The organism is Streptomyces sp. NPDC051578, from assembly GCF_044454045.1.
Taxonomy (GTDB): Bacteria; Actinomycetota; Actinomycetes; order Streptomycetales; family Streptomycetaceae; genus Streptomyces.
This window is the reverse complement of record NZ_JBITDH010000006.1, coordinates 136,965-154,493: the sequence shown is the minus strand read 5'-3', so window position 1 is coordinate 154,493 and position 17,529 is coordinate 136,965. Positions and strand designations below refer to the sequence as shown.

The following is a 17,529-nucleotide window of genomic DNA, read 5'->3' as shown; positions in this document are numbered from 1 at the left end:
AACCGTGCGCACCGGGACCCGGTGGGTGTGTCCCACGTGGCGGACTGCATTCTTTGGCCTGACTCCACTGCCGCTCCAGTGGGCTGTCCGGCATGCGGGTGTCATCAAGCGTTCCCCGGGCATGCACAAGGTCGACATCGGCCGATAGTGTTCAGCATTGTCGAACTACGTCAGCAGGAGGCTGCACGATGGCACGAAACATCCAGTCGCTCGAACGAGCCGCTGCGATGCTGCGGCTCCTGGCGGGCGGAGAGCGCCGGCTGGGCCTGTCGGACGTGGCCGGTGCGCTCGGGCTGGCCAAGGGGACGGCGCACGGCATCCTGCGCACGCTCCAGGCCGAGGGCTTCGTGGAGCAGGACCCGGCCTCCGGCCGCTACCAGCTCGGCGCGGAGCTGCTGCGCCTGGGCAACAGCTACCTGGACGTGCACGAGCTGCGGGCCCGGGCGCTGGTGTGGACGGACGACCTGGCGCGGGCGAGCGGCGAGAGCGTGTACGTGGGGGTGCTCCACAAGAGCGGCGTGCTGATCATGCACCACGTGTTCCGCCCGGACGACAGCCGGCAGGTGCTGGAGGTGGGCGCCATGCAGCCGCTGCACTCCACCGCCCTGGGCAAGGTGCTGTCCGCCTACGACCCGGTGGCGCACACGGAGGCGGTCGAGGTGGAGCGGGAGGCGTTCACACCGCGCACGGTCACCGACGCGGCCGGCTTCGAGCAGATCCTGGACCTGACCCGGGCGCGCGGCTGGGCCAGCGATGTCGAGGAGACCTGGGAGGGCATCGCCTCGGTGGCGGCCCCCATCCACGACCGGCGCAGGATGCCGGTCGGAGCGGTGGCGGTGGCGGGCGCCGTGGAGCGGGTCTGCGGGGAGTCCGGGGAGCCCCGGGCGAGCCTGGTCGCCTCGGTGCGGGACTGCGCCCGCTCGGTTTCGCGGGACCTCGGCGCGGGCCGCTTCTGACCTTGCTTTGAATGCCCCCGGGACCGCTTCGGCCGTCATCTGGGGGCTTCTGTCGTTTTTCAGCCACTAGTTGGCGGGATTTGGTCGATCACACCGACCGGTAACGATCCTGATCCGTGACCTGCCGGACCCTTGACGCATTCTTCACTCGGGCGGAAAACTGCCGTTCATCGGTCGGCATTGTCGAACACCTACCGGCAATACGCGTTAGGCTATGGCGAGGCCAAGGACCGGTGCAGCACTCACCGAGTGCGGTGGACCACCGGAGGGACCCGGTGTCCGCCCACCCCTGGACGTAAGACAAAGGAGTCGCGGGTGTCCAGCTCCGACATCTTCATCGGCGAGACCATCGGTACCGCCCTGCTCACCCTGCTCGGCGGTGGCGTCTGCGCCGCCGTCACGCTCAAGAGCTCCAAGGCCCGCAACGCGGGATGGCTCGCGATCACCTTCGGCTGGGGTTTCGCCGTCCTGATCGCCGCGTACGTGTCCGCGCCCCTGTCCGGCGCGCACCTCAACCCCGCGGTGACCGTCGGCATAGCCGTCAAGACCGGCGAGTGGGGCGACGTGCCGGTCTACCTCGCGGGCCAGCTGCTCGGCGCCATGATCGGCGCGGTCCTCATGTGGGCCACCTACTACGGGCAGTTCCGGGCGCACCTGGCGGACCCGGAGCACATCCGTGACGCCAAGCTCGGCCCGGAGGACCCGCACCCGCACGACGTGGCCGGCCCGGTGCTCGGGATCTTCTCCACCGGCCCCGAGATCCGCAACGTCGTCCAGAACCTGGTCACCGAGATCATCGGCACCGCCGTCCTGGTCCTGGCGATCTTGACCCAGGGCCTCCAGGACGACGGCAAGGGCCTCGGCGTCATCGGCGTCCTGATCACCTCCTTCGTGGTCGTCGGGATCGGCCTCTCCCTCGGCGGCCCGACCGGCTACGCCATCAACCCGGTGCGCGACCTCGGTCCCCGCATCGTCCACGCCCTGCTGCCGCTGCCCAACAAGGGCGGCTCGGACTGGGGATACTCCTGGATCCCGGTCGTCGGCCCGCTCGTCGGTGCCGCCGTCGCCGGTGGTCTGTACAACATCGCGTTCGTCTGATCAGCATCGGCACGTATCGCAAGATCCGCACCGCCCCCTGATTCCGCCAACCAGAGCCGCCAGGAGCAGCCACCATGACCAGCAGCACCGGCCCCTTCATCGCCGCGATCGACCAGGGCACCACCTCCTCCCGCTGCATCGTCTTCGACCGCGACGGCCGCATCGTCGCCGTCGACCAGAAGGAGCACGAGCAGATCTTCCCGAAGCCGGGCTGGGTCGAGCACGACGCCGCCGAGATCTGGACCAACGTCCAGGAGGTCGTCGCCGGGGCCATCGCCAAGGCCGAGATCACGGCGTCCGACGTCAAGGCCGTCGGCATCACCAACCAGCGCGAGACCACGCTCCTGTGGGACAAGAACACCGGCGAGCCGGTGCACAACGCGCTGGTCTGGCAGGACACCCGCACCGACGTCCTGTGCAAGGAGCTCGGCCGCAACGTCGGCCAGGACCGCTTCCGCCGCGAGACGGGCCTGCCGCTCGCCTCGTACTTCGCCGGTCCCAAGGTCCGCTGGCTGCTCGACAACGTCGAGGGCCTGCGCGAGCGCGCCGAGGCCGGCGACATCCTCTTCGGCACCATGGACTCCTGGGTCATCTGGAACCTGACCGGCGGCGCCCAGGGCGGCGTGCACGTCACCGACGTCACCAACGCCTCGCGCACCATGCTGATGAACCTCCACACGCTGGAGTGGGACGAGCGCATCGCCGAGTCCATGGAGGTCCCCCTCAACGTCCTCCCCGAGATCCGGTCCTCCGCCGAGGTCTACGGCCACGTCAAGGAAGGCGTGCTCGCCGGCGTCCCGGTCGCCTCGGCGCTCGGCGACCAGCAGGCCGCCCTCTTCGGCCAGACCTGCTTCTCCGAGGGCGAGGCGAAGTCCACGTACGGCACCGGCACGTTCATGCTGATGAACACCGGCGACAAGATCATCAACTCTTACAGCGGCCTGCTGACCACGGTCGGCTACCAGATCGGCGAGGAGAAGCCGGTCTACGCCCTGGAGGGCTCCATCGCCGTCACCGGCTCGCTCGTCCAGTGGATGCGCGACCAGATGGGCCTGATCAAGTCGGCCGCCGAGATCGAGACGCTGGCCTCCTCCGTCGAGGACAACGGCGGCGCCTACTTCGTGCCCGCCTTCTCCGGCCTGTTCGCCCCGTACTGGCGCTCCGACGCCCGCGGTGTGATCGCCGGCCTGACCCGGTACGTCACCAAGGCGCACATCGCCCGCGCCGTGCTGGAGGCCACCGCCTGGCAGACCCGCGAGATCACCGACGCCATGACCAAGGACTCGGGCGTCGAGCTCGCCGCCCTCAAGGTCGACGGCGGCATGACCTCCAACAACCTGCTGATGCAGACCCTCTCGGACTTCCTGGACGCCCCCGTGGTGCGCCCGATGGTCGCCGAGACCACCTGCCTCGGCGCCGCCTACGCCGCCGGCCTGGCCGTCGGCTTCTGGCCCGACACCGACGCCCTGCGCGCCAACTGGCGCCGCGCGGCGGAGTGGACCCCGCGGATGCCCGCCGAGCAGCGGGACCGCGAGTACAAGAACTGGCTCAAGGCCGTCGAGCGGTCCATGGGCTGGATCGACGACGAAGACGCCAGCTGACCCCGTTCAGCTGAGTCAATCGACGAGGAGCTAAAAGATATGAGCACCCTGCAGAGCGTTCCCGCACTGGGTTCGCACCCGACCGCCGGCTCCAACGCGAGCCGCGCCGAGACCCGTGAGCAGCTGGCGAAGGCCACGTACGACCTGCTGGTCATCGGCGGTGGAATCCTGGGCACGTCCGTGGCCTGGCACGCCGCGCAGTCGGGTCTGCGGGTTGCCATGGTGGACGCCGGCGACTTCGCCGGCGCCACCTCCTCGGCCTCCTCCAAGCTGGTCCACGGCGGCCTGCGCTACCTCCAGACCGGCGCGGTCAAGCTGGTCGCGGAGAACCACCACGAGCGCCGGGTCCTGGCCAAGGACGTGGCCCCGCACCTGGTCAACCCGCTCACCTTCTACCTGCCGGTCTACAAGGGCGGCCCGGTCGGCGCCGCGAAGCTGGGCGCGGGCGTGTTCGCGTACTCGGCCCTGTCGGCCTTCGGTGACGGCATCGGCAAGGTCATATCGCCGGCCCGCGCCGTCGCCGACAACCCCGGTCTCAAGACCGACAACCTCAAGGCCGTCGCGGTCTACTACGACCACCAGATGAACGACTCCCGCGTCGCCGTGATGACGGTGCGCGCGGCCGTCGAGTCGGGCGCGGTCGTCCTGAACCACGCCGAGGTCACCGGTCTGCGCATGACGCGCGGCCGGGTCAGCGGCGCCGAGCTCAAGGACCGCCTGGACGGCACCGAGTTCGGGGTCGACGCGCGCGTCGTGCTCAACGCCACCGGCCCGTGGGTGGACCACCTGCGGCGCATGGAAGACAAGCACGCGATGCCGTCGATCCGCCTGTCCAAGGGCGCCCACATCGTGATGAAGCGCAAGTCGCCGTGGAAGGCCGCCATGGCCACCCCGATCGACAAGTACCGCATCACCTTCGCCCTGCCGTGGGAGGACCAGCTGCTGCTCGGCACGACCGACGAGGTCTACGAGGGCGACCCCGCGGACGTGCGCGCCACCGAGGCCGACATCCAGCAGATCCTGGACGAGGCGGCCTTCTCGGTGAAGGACGCGGACCTGGACCGCTCGCTGATGACGTACGCCTTCGCGGGCCTGCGGGTGCTGCCCGGCGGCCCCGGCGGCGTGGAGAAGGCCAAGCGGGAGACGGTCGTCTCCGAGGGCGCCGGCGGCATGCTGTCGGTGGCCGGCGGCAAGTGGACCACGTACCGCCACATCGGCCGCGTGGTCATGGACAAGCTGGCGAAGCTGCCCGGCAGCCCGCTGACCGAGGACATGGAGCCGGTGAAGTCGCTGGTGCGCCGCGTCCCGCTGCCCGGTGTCGCCAACCCCAACGCGGTGGCGCACCGGCTGCTGGTGGACCGGGAGCCCGGCTCGCGGATGGACCCGCTCACCGCCCGGCACCTGGCCTCGCACTACGGCTCGCTGGCCTTCGACATCGCCCGCCTGGCGAACGAGGACCCCGCGCTGGCCGAGCGGATCCACCCCGACGGGCCGGAGATCTGGGCGCAGGTCGCGTACGCCCGGGACAACGAGTGGGCCGAGACGGTCGACGACGTGCTGCGCCGCCGTACGACGGTGACCGTGCGCGGCCTGGACAGCACCGAGGTACGGGGCAGGGTCGAGGAGATGCTGGGCGGCAGGGCGTAGCCGTCACGGCAGGGGGAAGAGGGGCGGTTCCGGGGGGAACCGCCCCTCCGTCGTGGGCTGTGGCCGGGGTCCCCTCAAGGCTTAGGCTGGCCCACGTACACAAGGGGAACTTCGGAAGGAGACCTGGGTGATCGAGCTTGAGGGCGTGCCCGAGCTGATCGACCCGGTCATGGTGGCCGCGTTCGAGGGCTGGAACGACGCGGGTGACGCCGCCTCCGGTGCTGTCACACACCTGGACCGGGAGTGGAAGGGCGAGGTCTTCGCGGCTCTGGACGCCGAGGACTACTACGACTTCCAGGTCAACCGGCCGACGGTGTGGCTGGAGAACGGGGTTCGCAAGATCACCTGGCCGACGACCCGGCTCTCGGTGGTCCGGATCGGCGGTGCGAAGCCGCGTGACCTGGTGCTGGTGCGCGGGATCGAACCCTCGATGCGCTGGCGTTCGTTCTGCAACGAGATCCTCGCCTTCGCGCACGAGCTGGGCGTGGAGATGGTGGTCATCCTGGGCGCGCTGCTGGGGGACACCCCGCACACCCGGCCGGTCCCGGTCAGCGGGGTGACGTCCGACGCCGACCTGGCGCGGACGATGGACCTGGAGGAGACGAAGTACGAGGGCCCGACGGGGATCGTCGGCGTCCTCCAGGAGGCCTGTACGCACGCGGGCGTCCCGGCGGTGTCGCTGTGGGCGGCGGTGCCGCACTACGTGTCGCAGCCGCCGAACCCGAAGGCGACGCTGGCGCTGCTGAACCGGCTGGAAGACCTTCTCGACATCCGCATCCCGCTCGGCGAACTGCCGGAGGACGCGCGGGCGTGGCAGCTGGGCGTGGACCAACTGGCCGCCGAGGACAGCGAGGTGGCGGAGTACGTGCAGACGCTGGAGGAGGCGCGGGACACCGCGGACCTCCCGGAGGCGTCGGGGGACGCGATCGCCCGCGAGTTCGAGCGGTACCTGCGGCGGCGGGACCCTTCCGCAGCCGCGGAGCCGGGTGACGGGTCGTACCTGCGGGACACGTCGAGCGGCCGTACGAAGCCGCGGCTGCGGCCCGACCCGGAGCCGCCGGAGGAACCGCCGGCTGCGGCGCCGGGCGAGGACGCGCCTCCGGAGGCGTGACGAAGGCGGGGCCGGATCCTCGGGATCCGGCCCCGCCTTCGCGCGAGCGGACCGGGCTGCGCCCGGCCTTGTGGGGCGCGGCCCCGCCCGCGCTCAAGCGCCGGCGGGGCCGGTCCTCAGAGCGCCACGCCCAGCAGGGCGTCCACCGTGCGGGAGACCAGGCCCGGGGCCGACTCGTCGGAGCCGTCCGAGGCGTTCTGGGCCTCGGCCCAGCGGTCCACGGCCGCCAGCGCGGCGGGGGCGTCCAGGTCGTTCGCCAGGGCCTCGCGGACCTCCTCGACCAGGGCGTCCGCCGGGATGCCGTCCGGGCGGGACACGGCCGCGCGCCAGCGCTCCAGGCGGGCCACCGCCTCCTCCAGGACGGCGTCCGTCCACTCCCAGTCGGCGCGGTAGTGGTGGGACAGCAGCGCGAGCCGGATCGCGGCCGGGTCGACGCCCGCCCGGCGCAGCGCGGAGACGAAGACCAGGTTGCCCTTGGACTTCGACATCTTCTGGCCGTTCAGCCCGACCATCCCCGCGTGCACGTAGGCCTTGGCCATCGGGAACTCGCCCGTCAGCGCCTGGGCGTGCGAGGCGCCCATCTCGTGGTGCGGGAAGGCCAGGTCGGAGCCGCCGCCCTGGACGTCGAAGCCCATGCCCAGGTGGTCCAGGGCGATGGCCACGCACTCGATGTGCCAGCCCGGCCGGCCTCGGCCCAGGGAGCCGCCGTCCCAGCTCGGCTCGCCCGGCCGCGCGGCCATCCACAGCATCGGGTCGAGCGGGTTCTTCTTCCCCGGGCGCTCGGGGTCGCCGCCGCGCTCCGCGGAGAGCAGCCGCATGGCCTCGGCGTCGAGGTGGGAGACACCGCCGAAGTGCGGGTCGGACTCCACCGAGAAGTAGACGTCGCCTTCGAGCTCGTAGGCGGCGCCCGCGTCCCTCAGCCGCTCGACGAGCGGCACGATGCCGGGTATGGCCTCGACCGCGCCGATGTACTGCCGCGGCGGCAGGATCCGCAGGGCAGTCATGTCCTCGCGGAAGAGGGCCGTCTCGCGTTCGGCGAGCTCGGTCCAGTCGTGGCCGTCGCGCTGCGCCCGCTCCAGCAGCGGATCGTCGACGTCCGTGACGTTCTGGACGTAGTGGACCTGCCGCTTGGTGTCGAGCCACACGCGCTGCACCAGGTCGAACGCGTTGTAGGTGGCCGCGTGACCGATGTGGGTGGCGTCGTACGGCGTGATGCCGCAGACGTAGATACGGGCGACGGGACCGGGGGCGAGGGTGATCGTCCCCTGGGTCGCGGTGTCGTGGATCTGGAGGTCGCGGCCCTTGCCGGGCAGGGCGGGGACCTCAGAAGCGGGCCAGGCATGCATGCTTCGAGCCTAACCGGACGGATGTTCCGTCATCGAACCGGACCAGCACTGTTGGCTTGATCACCACTCTTGCGGTCCGGCCGGGTATGTGCCTGGTGCGAGCCGGCCGTTCCCTGCCGGCTCAGACCGGTGGCCAGGGGATGGCGGGCCACTGCCCCGAGGGCAGGGGATGCGTTCCCTCGCGCAGCAGGAGGGCCACACGGGCCCGTACGGCCGCCAGCTCGGCGGTGGTGATCAGTTCCGCCAGCCGGGTGGCGAGGGGGCCCCCGTCGGCCAGCTGGGAGGCGAGGGAGGTCAAGACCGTGCGGGCCTCGTCCGTCAGGGGCTCCCCCGCCCAGCCCCACAGCAGGGTGCGCAGCTTGTCCTCGGCGTGGAAGGTCACGCCGTGGTCGATGCCGTAGAGCCGGCCGTCGGGGGCGGGCAGCAGGTGGCCGCCCTTGCGGTCGGCGTTGTTGATGACGGCGTCCAGGACGGCGAGGCGGCGCAGCCTCGGGTCGTCGGCGTGCACGAGCAGCGCGGTGCGCCCCTGCCCCACTTCGGCGAGGGCGACCGGCTTCCAGCCTTCCCCGGCCTCCTCGCCCTCGACGAGCGCCAGCAGCTCCGGCTCCGGCGCGTCACCGGCGTCGATCCACCGCTGGACCATGCCTTCGCCGTACGGGCCCTCGCGCAGCACCGTCTCCGGGACGAGGCCCCACCCGGTGGCCTCGGAGACCAGGTAGGCGGCGCGCTCGCGCTGGGCGAGGCTGCCGTCGGGGAAGTCCCACAGCGGCCGCTCGCCCTTGACGGGCTTGTAGACGCATTCGGCGCTGACGCCCTCGTACGTCACGGTGCACAACAGGACGGCGTTGGAGGCCTCGGCGATGCGGCCCCGGACGGTGAGCTCACCTCTGGCGAGCAGTTCCTCGGTCGGGTTCACGGCGCTCACGCCTGGCGCCGGTAGCCGTTCTGGCGGGGACACACGTGCCCTTCGGGGTCGAGCGGCAGGCTGCACAGCGGGCACGGCGGCCGGCCGGCGTTGACCACGTCGAGGGCGCGTTTGGCGAAGGCGCGGGCCTGGGCGCCGGAGAGGCGCACGCGCAGCATCGGCGGGCCGTTCTCCTCGTCCTGCAGGAGGCGCTCCTCGGCTTCGGCGAGGTCCTCGTCGGAGTCGGCGTCGAGTTCGACGAGCGCCTGCGCTTCGACGATCATCCGCTGTTCCTCGCCGTCCCAGGCCAGGGCCATCGTGCCGACGCGGAACTCCTCCTCGACGGGAACGTCGAGGGGGGCGGTGTCGGCCGCCTCGGTGGAGGCGACGGCCGGGACGGGGGCGTTGCCGCCGGTGCGCCGTACGACCTCGTCCAGCAGTTCGTCCATCCGCTCGGCGAGCGCGGCGACCTGCGTCTTCTCCAGGGAGACGCTGGTGACGCGGGTTCCGGAGGAGGCCTGGAGGAAGAACGTACGGCGTCCAGGCAGACCGACCGTGCCGGCCACGAAGCGGTCCGGCGGGTCGTAAAGGAACACCTGACGGGGCACGTCCAGTCTCCAAGTGTCGGTGGCAGGGGCGGGGCGTGGGCGGGCTGCCTGTGTCGGCCCGTCCACCCTACTGCGCCGTTCGATCAGGCCGCGCCCGCTCCGCCGCCCACGACGGCGTCCCCGCCGTCTTCGGGTGATTTGCGCGGCACGAGGGCGGCGAAGTCACCGGTGTCGCCCAGGCGGAACAGGAACGGGCGGGTCTCGGTGTAGCGGATGGCGGTGACGGAGCAGGGGTCGACGTGGATCCGCTGGAAGAGGTCGAGGTGCATGCCGAGGGCGTCCGCTACAAGGGACTTGATGATGTCCCCGTGCGAGCACATGAGGTAGACGGCGTCGGCGCCGTGCTCCTCCTCGATCCGTGCGTTCCACTCCCGGACGGCGTCCACGGCGCGGGCCTGCATGGCGCGCATGGTCTCGCCGCCGGGGAAGGCCGCGGCGGAGGGGTGCTGCTGGACGATCTTCATCAGGGGCTCGTCGGCGAGTTCGGAGAGTTTGCGGCCGGACCAGTCGCCGTAGTGGCATTCGCCGATCCGCTCGTCGGTGTGCAGGTTCAGCCCGGGGCGGGCCGCCAGCAGCGGGGCGAGGGTCTCCTGGCAGCGTTGCAGCGGGCTGCTGACGGCGGCGGCCAGCGGTACCCCGTCGAGGCGTGCGGGCAGTGCGGCGGCCTGCTCGGCGCCGCGTTCGTCCAGGCTCACGCCCGGGGTCCATCCGGCGAGCAAGCCCGCGGTGTTGGCGGTGGACCGCCCGTGCCGTACGAGGATCAGCGTGGCCATGGGGCCACCCTAATGGCGGCGGTGTGCGGGCGGGGGCCGGGACGGGGGAGAATGCGCTGCGTGATAGTCGACTGCGCGATGTACCGGGACGGCCGCCGCTCCGAGGCACCCGAGGATTTCTCGGACGCCCTCGACCAGGCGCGGGCGACGGGTGACGCCTTCCTGTGGGTGGGGATGCACGAGCCCACGGAGGAGGAATTCGAGCACGTCAGTCAGGAGTTCGGGCTCCACAAGCTGGCGGTCGAGGACGCGCTGACCGCGCACCAGCGTCCGAAGCTGGAGGTCTACGACGACTCGCTGTTCGTGGTCCTCAAGCCGGTCATGTACGACGACGACACCGATACGGTGACGACGGGCGAGTTGATGGTCTTCATCGGCGACTCCTTCGTGGTCACGGTCCGGCACGGCGAGGGCGCCGCGCTGGCCGCCGTGCGCCACCGCCTGGAGCAGGATCCGGACGTGCTGCGGCACGGGCCGACGGCGGTGCTCTACGCGGTGTCGGACGCGGTGGTGGACCACTACATCGAGGTCGCGGCGGAGCTCCAGGCGGACCTGGAGGAACTGGAGGCCGAGGTGTTCGCCCCGAACGCCTCGGACAGCCGCACCACCAAGAGCACGGCCGCGCGGATCTACGGTTTCAAGCGGCAGGTGCTGGAGTTCCGCCGGGCGACGAGCCCGCTGCTCCAGCCGATGGACCGGCTCGCCTTCGGGGAGGTGCCGTTCGTGCACGAGCACTCCCAGCCCTTCTTCCGCGACGTCGCCGACCACCTGACGAAGGCGAACGAGTACATCGAGGGGCTGGACCGGCTGCTGTCGGACGCGCTGTCGGCGCACCTGGCGCAGATGGGCGTCCGGCAGAACGACGACATGCGCAAGATCTCCGCGTGGGCGGCGATGGCGGCCGTCCCGACGATGGTGGCGGGGATCTACGGGATGAACTTCGACCACATGCCGGAGCTCAGGCAGGGCTGGGGCTATCCGGCGGTCCTGGTGGTCATGGTGGCCGCCTGCCTGGGCCTGCACCGGCTCTTCAAGCGCCGCGGCTGGCTGTAGGCCGGCGTGCAGGCCCGTCAGGCGTAGCCCGGCGCGCCGGTCGGTACGCCGCCGAGCGCGTCGCGGCGCCGGGGCATGCTCAGGCCGACCATGCGGTGCCAGCCGCTGAACCGCTCGTAGGCGTACATGCCGCGGATCCCGGCGGCGAGGGCGGCGGCCTTGGGCGCGGGCCACCTCAGCAGCCTGCCCATGTGGGCCATGACGGCGAGGCTCACGTCCCGGTAGATGCCGATCTCGGCGAGGGCGCTGTCGCGCAGCACCCGCTGGATGGTCCGGCCGTGGCCGGCGCGGACGAGGGCGAGGAGTTCCTCGTGGCAGTAGGCGAGGTGGTTGGCCTCGTCGTCGCTGATCATGCGGATGGCCCTGCCGACCTCCGGGTGGTCCCCGAAGTGCTTGACCAGCATGTCCATCTGGTCGGCGGCCCGCTGTTCGGTGACGCGGCTGTGCGCGAGGTAGACGACGATGTCCTCCTCGGTCAGCGGCTCCTCGCGGCGCAGCTTCTCGTGCGCGAGCCCGATCTCCCGCCGTTCCAGCAGCATCGTGTAGTCCGTCTCGGGCGGCACGGGCACGGCGGGCAGACCGCGCTTGCGCAGCAGGGCGTGGAAGATGCGGCCGTGCTTGTCCTCGTCCGCGCCGTGCCGGGCGATCTTGGGCGCGAGGTGGCGCATGCGGTCGGGGACCAGCGCGGCGATGCGGCCGTTCTCCCAGCCGCCCTGGGACTCCCCGCTGGCGGCGATGGAACAGAACAGCTGGAAGGAGTCGTCGTTCTCGACGATCTCCTGGAACAGGCTGCGGGCAGAGAGCATGCTCCGAGTCAAAGACGGATACGGCGGGCGGGCAACCGATGCGTGGCGGGACTCGGCCGAATGAACGAAACGAAGGCGGGGGCGCCGGGGCGTAACCCCGGGGCCGCCGCGCGCGTTGTTGCGGTGTCGGCCGTGGCGGGGAAGACCCCCCGAGCCCCCACCACGGCCGCAGGGCGTTCGACCGCCTTCCGGACTCAGGCCAGACCGGCGTGCTCCAGGGCCTGGACGCCGGCCCGCAGGGCGGTGATCCGCTCGTCCAGGGTGAACCCGGCCGGGGCGAGCGTCAGGGTGGTGACCCCGGCGTCGGCGTAGGCGCGCATCCCGTCCGCGATCCGCTCCACCGAGCCGAGCAGGGTGGTCGAGTCGATCAACGAGTGCGGGACCGCCGCGGCGGCGCCCGCCTTGTCGCCGCCCAGGTACTTCTCCTGGATCTCGGCGGCTTCCTTCCCGTAGCCCATGCGCTGCGCGAGCTGGTTGTAGAAGTTCTGCTTGGGGCTGCCCATGCCGCCGACGTACAGGGCGGTGTACGGGCGGAACATGTCGGCGAGGGTGTTCACGTCGTCGCCCACGGCGAGGGGAACGGTGGGGCAGACGTCGAAGCCGTCCATCGTCAGCCCGGCCTTCTCACGGCCCGCGCGGATGTGGCGCAGCGCCGTCTCCTCCAGGTGCTCGGCGGCGGGGAAGATCAGCAGGGCGCCGTCGGCGATCTCGCCGGTCTGCTCCAGGTTCTTCGGTCCGATGGCGGCGATGTAGAGCGGGATGTGTTCGCGCTCGGGGTGCACGGTCAGCTTGATCGGCTTGCCGGGGCCGCCGGGCAGCGGGAGGGTCCAGTGCTGTCCTTCGTAGGAGAGGCGCTCGCGGCTCATGGCCTTGCGGACGATCTCCACGTACTCCCGGGTCCGGGCGAGCGGCTTGTCGAACTTCATGCCGTACCAGCCCTCGGAGACCTGCGGTCCGGAGACGCCGAGGCCGAGCCGGAAGCGGCCCTTGGTCAGGGAGTCGAGGGTGGCGGCGGTCATGGCCGTCATCGCGGGCTGGCGCGCCGGGATCTGGAAGATCGCCGAGCCGACGTCGATCCGCTCGGTCTGGGCCGCGACCCAGGCCAGGACCGTGGCGGCGTCGGAGCCGTAGGCCTCGGCGGCCCAGCAGACGTCGTAGCCGAGGCGGTCGGCCTCCTGGGCGACGGACAGGTTGTCCCCGTCCATGCCCGCACCCCAGTAACCGAGATTGATGCCGAGCCGCATGAGTCGTCCCCTTACCGGTTTACCGATCAGTAACGTAGGTCTGCGGGGACTGTAGCGCGCCCCGGTCGTCCGCGGCAGTGCCCCAGTAGTCTCAGCGCTCATGGAGCAGAGGCATCTCGGCCGCACCGGCCTGCGCGTGTCCCGGATCGGCCTCGGCACCCTCACCTGGGGCCGGTCCGCGGAGGGACCGGACGAGGCGGGCGCCGCAGAGCAGTTGAAGACCTTCTGGGAGGCGGGCGGCACGCTCGTCGACACCGCCGACGTGTACGGGGGCGGGGAGGCGGAGTACCTCCTCGGGCAGCTCGTCGGAAAGCTGGTGCCGCGCCGGGAGCTCGTGATCGCCACGAAGGCGGGCTCCGTGCGGGATCCGGACCGGCGGTGCGACGGCTCGCGCGGGCACCTCCTGGCGGCGCTGGACGACTCCCTGGCCCGGCTGGAGACCGATTACGTGGACCTGTGGCAGGTGCACGCCTTCGACCCGGGCACCCCGCTGGAGGAGACCCTCCAGGCGCTGGACCTCGCCGTCAGCAGCGGCCGGGCCAGGTACGCCGGGGTGGCGGGGTTCAGCGGCTGGCAGCTGGCGAAAGCGGCGACCTGGCAGCTCGCCGCACCCGGCATGCGGACCCGGCTCGCCTCCACGCAGATGGAGTACTCGCTGCTCCAGCGGGGCGTGGAGCGGGAGGTGCTGCCGGCCGCGCTGGACCTCGGCGTCGGCCTGCTCCCCTCCTCCCCCCTCGGGCGCGGCGTGCTGACGGGGAAGTACCGGGCGGGAACCCCGACGGACTCACGGGGCGCGTCGCAGACCCTGGCCGCCTTCGTGGATCCGTACCTGGACGAGGCGTCGGGCCGGATCGTGGACGCGGTGGCGACGGCCGCGCACGGGCTGGCGGTGACCCCGCTCCAGGTGGCGCTGGCGTGGGTGCGGGACCGGCCGGGCGTGGTCGCGCCGATCGTCGGCGCGCGTACGCCGGCGCAGCTCGGGGCGGCGCTGTCAGTGGAGGCCCTTAGTCTTCCGGAGGAGATCTGCCGGGCGCTGGACGACGTGTCGGCGCCCGTGCACCGCTACCCCGATCAGGACTGGAGCACGCTGTGAGTACCGACCCCGCCGCCACCGCCGCGGACGAACCGGACGCCCCCGGACCGGAGGCCGGGGCGGTCGAGGGCGCGTGTACCCCGGAACCCCCCGGCGGGGAACCCGCGCCCCGGGCGTCGGACGCTGCCGGCGAAGCCGGCTTGGGCCCGCGGGAGACGCCGGAACCGGCGCCGGCCCAGGACCCGGCGGCAGCCGTGGACCCGGCGCCCGAGGAGGACCCTACGCCCGACGAGGACCCGGGGGCGGGCCCGGAGGAGGGCGCGGGCGCGGCCGAAGGGGATGCCGGGTTGACGACGGACGGGGCCGCGGCGGCCGAGGGCGCCAAGCCCGAGCTCACCGAGGCGCAGGCGGAGCTGGCCGCGCAGAAGATCGAGCGGGAGCGGATCGCCCGGCGCAAGGCGGAGCGGCAGGCCCCGGTCGAGGCGGGCGCCAAGCTCAGCGGCACGGCCGCCGATCTGCTGGCCGCCGTACGGGCGGTGGAGAGCGGGGCCAAGCCGGCCGCCTACTTCGACGACGCTCCCGCCGCGCCGCGCAAGGCCGCCGCCCCCGCTCCCCCGTCGCCCCGCCCCACCGCGCCCATCGCGGCGGCCGGGGACGTCGAGGGCGTACGGGCCGTGCTGGCCCGGGGCGGTGCCCCCGAGGCGCTCGCCGGGCCGGCGGCCACCGCGCTCGGCGAAGGCGCCGCCGAGCAGCTCACCGAGAACCCGTGGCGGCTGCTGGCGGTGGCCGGGGTGCGCCCCACCCAGACCGACGGTTTCGCCCGCGCCCTGCTGGGCGACGAGGCGGGGCCCGGCGACGAGCGCCGGGGCGGCGCGCTGGTGGGCTGGCTGCTGGCCCAGGCCGCGCTCAAGGGGCACACCGCCCTGGAGGCGCCGGTCCTGGAGAAGGCGCTGGCCCAGTACGGCGTACCGGACCCGGCCGGGGCCCTCGAACAGGCCATCGGCGAAGGCGCGGTACTGGTGTTCCACGAACCGTCGGCCGAGGCGGAGTCCGCCGGGTCCCCGGAAGACCGGCAGGACGAACAGGGCGAGCAGGACGAGCGGCCCGGCACGGTCCTCGTGGGGCTGGAGGGCTACGCCCTGGCCGAGGAAAGCCTCGCCGACGGCCTGGCCCGGGTGGCCAGCACCTTCGCGGGCCCCGCGGACTGGGAGGAGGCCGCCGCCGGCGGTCCGGGCGCCGAGCTGATCCGGGCCGTCTCCGGCCACGGCCTGGTCACCCACACCGGCGGCGAGGCCGCCCGCGCCGAACCGGCGGCCCTGCTGGCGGCCGCGCGCCGGCTCGGGCTGCGCGCCACTCTGGCCGCGCACACCCCGGCCGAAGGCGCCGTCACCGTGGCGGGCCTGCTCGACGGGACGGAGGGGCCCGGCCGGGACGCCGACGGGCAGTTCGCGCTGGACCTGCTCATCGTCCTGGACGCGCCCCAGCTGGACGTCGAGAGCGCGGCCGCGCTGGTCGAGTCGGTACCCGACGGAGCCCGCCTGGTGCTGTCCGGGGACCCCGGCGTGCTCGGTTCGGCAGGGCCCGGGCGGGTGTTCGCCGATGTGCTGGCGGCCCGGACCTGCCCCCAGGTCGTCTCCCGCGTCCCGGATCCCGGCCCGCTGGGCGAGCTGGTGTCCGGCATCGGCATCGGGGAGCTGAACCAGGTCGACGCCCCCGGCAAGGAGGTCGTCATCGTCCCGGTGCGGGACGCGGGTGAGGCCGTCCACCGTACGGTCCAGCTGGTGGCCGAGTCGGTGCCGCGCGCCCTCGGGATCCCGGCGGACGACGTACAGGTGATCACCCCGGGCCACGGCGGTTCGGCGGGGACGCGGGCGCTGAACGCTGCCCTCAAGGAGCGGCTGAACCCCGGCCCGGGCCGGTTCGGCGGCTTCGACCCCGGCGACCGGGTGGTGTACGTGCCCGCGCCCGGGCGGGCCCTGCCGGCCCGCGTGGTGTCCGCCGACGCACAGGGGCTGCACCTGGAGGCCGCGGGGGCGCGGATCGTCGTCCCGAAGGAGCGGGTGGAGTCGGCGGTGCGGCACGGCTGGGCCGTGACCGGGCACCAGGCCGTGGGCGCGCGCTGGCCGGCGGTGGTCGTGGTGCTGCCCGGGGACGCGGCGGACGCGCTGTCCCGGGACTGGGTGTACACGGCCTTCGGGCGCGCCGAGCGGCACCTGTCCGTGGTGCACGGCGTCGACCAGGCACTGGCGCGCGCGGTGGCCGACGTAGCGCCCAAGCCGCGCACGACCCGGCTGGCGGACCTGCTGCGGGCCCTCGCGGCGGCCGCCCGGGAACAGCCCGAGTAACGGCGTCCACCGTGACGCGTGGGCCCCCGTCCGGTGCCGGACGGGGGCCCACGCCGTCATGCGGTGGTCAGGCGGGGGTGAGGCCCGCTTCCGCGGCCCCGTCCGGCACGTCGTCGTCCTCGAAGTCGTCCGGCTCCTCGTCGAAGACGGAACTCACGTCGAACCGGTGCAGCACGTTCTGCGCGTCGGCGTGCTCGAAGGGCGAGTCGAGCCACTCGCCCGGCTCCGTCACCTCCTCCGCGGCGGCGATCCACAGCGTGGAGTCGCCCTCCTCCAGGCCGAACTCGCGGTAGCGGGAGTGGATCTCGTCGGGCTCGTACTCACCGAAGAGGACGCCCAGCGCCCCGGCGGTGCCGCCGTCCTCGACGGACTCGGCGTCCGGGTCGTGCGCGGCGACGCGGTCGGCCTGGGCGATCAGGCGCTGCGGTTCGACCACGGCGTAGTCGCGGCGGATGAGCACGCTGAACGCGGCGGGCTCGGCGGGGCCGGTGTACGGGACCCCGTCCTCGGGGGTGGGGATCTCGAAGGGGGTGACCTCGTCGTAGCGGTCGTAGAGCAGTTCGTCGTACTCGTCGGCGGCGGCGGCGAGCTCGTTGAACGCGGCGTAGACGGCCGGGTCGTCGTCCCCGATCCTGCTCTCGACCGCGGCGAGGTGACGGTCGAGCGCGGCCTTGACCGCCTCGGCGGCGGCGCGTACCTCGGCAACAGTGGGCAGAGCGGCATCAGACATAGTGCAGACGCTATCCGTAGGAGGCCTCTGCCCGCACAATAGATGCGATGCCGGAATACGAATTTGTCGACCTGTACGTGCCCCGTGGGGTGCCCCGCCAGGAGACGACCCGCATGTTGACCGACCATGCCGAGTACGGGCACTGGGAGCTCGACCGGCTGACGCTGCTCCGGGACGGCAGTCGCCGCGTGCGGTTGCGCCGCCGGATCATCCGTCAGGTCCGCGCCACTTGGTGACGCGGGCCCCCGGTGAGGGGGCCCGCGCAGGGCGTACG

At 72.6% G+C, this 17,529-nt stretch carries 16 protein-coding genes; 9 read left to right on the top strand and 7 right to left on the bottom strand.

From position 1 onward, the window contains the following. Positions 1-188: 188 nt before the first annotated feature. From ACIA6C_RS24320 to ACIA6C_RS24300, 5 genes are all read left to right on the top strand, one after another. Positions 189-956, top strand: a complete 768-nt coding sequence (locus tag ACIA6C_RS24320) for an IclR family transcriptional regulator (RefSeq protein WP_366082452.1) — start codon at positions 189-191, stop codon at positions 954-956. Positions 957-1,271: 315 nt separating this feature from the next. Then, positions 1,272-2,054, top strand: a complete 783-nt coding sequence (locus tag ACIA6C_RS24315) for an MIP/aquaporin family protein (RefSeq protein ID WP_361133313.1) — start codon at positions 1,272-1,274, stop codon at positions 2,052-2,054. Positions 2,055-2,128: 74 nt separating this feature from the next. Continuing rightward, entirely contained in the window at positions 2,129-3,655 is a 1,527-nt protein-coding gene (gene glpK / locus ACIA6C_RS24310) for a glycerol kinase GlpK (protein WP_399278898.1), read from the top strand. Positions 3,656-3,694: 39 nt separating this feature from the next. Further along, positions 3,695-5,302 carry an FAD-dependent oxidoreductase gene (locus ACIA6C_RS24305; RefSeq protein ID WP_399278896.1) on the top strand — a complete coding sequence of 536 codons (1,608 nt, stop codon included), beginning with the start codon at positions 3,695-3,697 and terminating at the stop codon, positions 5,300-5,302. A 127-nt stretch (positions 5,303-5,429) separates the two neighbouring features. Then, positions 5,430-6,413, top strand: a complete 984-nt coding sequence (locus tag ACIA6C_RS24300) for a PAC2 family protein (protein WP_329193908.1) — start codon at positions 5,430-5,432, stop codon at positions 6,411-6,413. A 116-nt stretch (positions 6,414-6,529) separates the two neighbouring features. Here ACIA6C_RS24300 and mshC read toward each other — a convergent pair whose 3' ends face one another. The 4 genes from mshC to ACIA6C_RS24280 form a co-directional block, all read right to left on the bottom strand. Continuing rightward, the gene (gene mshC / locus ACIA6C_RS24295) at positions 6,530-7,759 is read right to left on the bottom strand and encodes a cysteine--1-D-myo-inosityl 2-amino-2-deoxy-alpha-D-glucopyranoside ligase (protein WP_361133303.1); all 1,230 of its coding nucleotides are present in this window, start codon (positions 7,757-7,759) and stop codon (positions 6,530-6,532) included. A gap of 121 nt (positions 7,760-7,880) precedes the next feature. Beyond that, the gene (locus ACIA6C_RS24290) at positions 7,881-8,717 is read right to left on the bottom strand and encodes an SCO1664 family protein (protein ID WP_399278893.1); all 837 of its coding nucleotides are present in this window, start codon (positions 8,715-8,717) and stop codon (positions 7,881-7,883) included. Continuing rightward, entirely contained in the window at positions 8,681-9,271 is a 591-nt protein-coding gene (locus tag ACIA6C_RS24285) for a DUF3090 domain-containing protein (RefSeq protein WP_329193911.1), read from the bottom strand. The genes ACIA6C_RS24290 and ACIA6C_RS24285 overlap by 37 nt, the downstream gene beginning before the upstream one ends. Positions 9,272-9,354: 83 nt before the next feature. Next, on the bottom strand, positions 9,355-10,044 hold the full coding sequence (locus tag ACIA6C_RS24280) for a histidine phosphatase family protein (RefSeq protein WP_361133300.1): 690 nt from the start codon (positions 10,042-10,044) through the stop codon (positions 9,355-9,357). A 51-nt stretch (positions 10,045-10,095) separates the two neighbouring features. Between ACIA6C_RS24280 and corA the strand changes: the two genes are divergently transcribed. Beyond that, on the top strand, positions 10,096-11,097 hold the full coding sequence (corA, locus tag ACIA6C_RS24275; RefSeq protein ID WP_366082450.1) for a magnesium/cobalt transporter CorA: 1,002 nt from the start codon (positions 10,096-10,098) through the stop codon (positions 11,095-11,097). A 17-nt stretch (positions 11,098-11,114) separates the two neighbouring features. On the opposite strand, the gene ACIA6C_RS24270 is transcribed toward corA, so the two are convergent. Both ACIA6C_RS24270 and ACIA6C_RS24265 read right to left on the bottom strand, forming a co-directional pair. Further along, positions 11,115-11,903, bottom strand: a complete 789-nt coding sequence (locus ACIA6C_RS24270) for a ferritin-like domain-containing protein (RefSeq protein WP_399278890.1) — start codon at positions 11,901-11,903, stop codon at positions 11,115-11,117. Positions 11,904-12,097: 194 nt separating this feature from the next. Beyond that, a complete protein-coding gene (locus tag ACIA6C_RS24265; protein WP_399278888.1) occupies positions 12,098-13,147 on the bottom strand; it encodes an LLM class F420-dependent oxidoreductase in 1,050 nt (349 codons plus the stop codon). 100 nt (positions 13,148-13,247) lie between these two features. On the opposite strand from ACIA6C_RS24265, the gene ACIA6C_RS24260 reads away from it, so the two are divergent. Then, positions 13,248-14,240 carry an aldo/keto reductase gene (locus ACIA6C_RS24260; RefSeq protein WP_361133288.1) on the top strand — a complete coding sequence of 331 codons (993 nt, stop codon included), beginning with the start codon at positions 13,248-13,250 and terminating at the stop codon, positions 14,238-14,240. After that, positions 14,237-16,525 carry an ATP-binding domain-containing protein gene (locus ACIA6C_RS24255; protein WP_399278885.1) on the top strand — a complete coding sequence of 763 codons (2,289 nt, stop codon included), beginning with the start codon at positions 14,237-14,239 and terminating at the stop codon, positions 16,523-16,525. Before ACIA6C_RS24260 ends, ACIA6C_RS24255 begins: the two co-directional genes overlap by 4 nt. Positions 16,526-16,592: 67 nt before the next feature. Here ACIA6C_RS24255 and ACIA6C_RS24250 read toward each other — a convergent pair whose 3' ends face one another. After that, on the bottom strand, positions 16,593-17,255 hold the full coding sequence (locus ACIA6C_RS24250) for a hypothetical protein (protein WP_366080943.1): 663 nt from the start codon (positions 17,253-17,255) through the stop codon (positions 16,593-16,595). Positions 17,256-17,302: 47 nt separating this feature from the next. Between ACIA6C_RS24250 and ACIA6C_RS24245 the strand changes: the two genes are divergently transcribed. Then, positions 17,303-17,491: a DUF5703 family protein gene (locus ACIA6C_RS24245; protein WP_190185296.1), complete on the top strand. Its 189-nt coding sequence runs from the start codon at positions 17,303-17,305 to the stop codon at positions 17,489-17,491. The last annotated feature ends 38 nt before the right edge of the window (positions 17,492-17,529 follow it).

Excerpts from the sequence above, each read along its gene's own strand:
- ACIA6C_RS24320 (WP_366082452.1), top strand. The coding sequence starts at position 189 with ATGGCACGAAACATCCAGTCGCTCGAACGAGCCGCTGCGATGCTGCGG.
- glpK (WP_399278898.1), top strand. The coding sequence starts at position 2,129 with ATGACCAGCAGCACCGGCCCCTTCATCGCCGCGATCGACCAGGGCACC.
- ACIA6C_RS24305 (WP_399278896.1), top strand. The coding sequence starts at position 3,695 with ATGAGCACCCTGCAGAGCGTTCCCGCACTGGGTTCGCACCCGACCGCC.
- mshC (WP_361133303.1), bottom strand. The coding sequence starts at position 7,759 with ATGCATGCCTGGCCCGCTTCTGAGGTCCCCGCCCTGCCCGGCAAGGGC.
- ACIA6C_RS24280 (WP_361133300.1), bottom strand. The coding sequence starts at position 10,044 with ATGGCCACGCTGATCCTCGTACGGCACGGGCGGTCCACCGCCAACACC.
- corA (WP_366082450.1), top strand. The coding sequence starts at position 10,096 with ATGCGCTGCGTGATAGTCGACTGCGCGATGTACCGGGACGGCCGCCGC.
- ACIA6C_RS24270 (WP_399278890.1), bottom strand. The coding sequence starts at position 11,903 with ATGCTCTCTGCCCGCAGCCTGTTCCAGGAGATCGTCGAGAACGACGAC.
- ACIA6C_RS24265 (WP_399278888.1), bottom strand. The coding sequence starts at position 13,147 with ATGCGGCTCGGCATCAATCTCGGTTACTGGGGTGCGGGCATGGACGGG.
- ACIA6C_RS24260 (WP_361133288.1), top strand. The coding sequence starts at position 13,248 with ATGGAGCAGAGGCATCTCGGCCGCACCGGCCTGCGCGTGTCCCGGATC.
- ACIA6C_RS24250 (WP_366080943.1), bottom strand. The coding sequence starts at position 17,255 with ATGTCTGATGCCGCTCTGCCCACTGTTGCCGAGGTACGCGCCGCCGCC.
- ACIA6C_RS24245 (WP_190185296.1), top strand. The coding sequence starts at position 17,303 with ATGCCGGAATACGAATTTGTCGACCTGTACGTGCCCCGTGGGGTGCCC.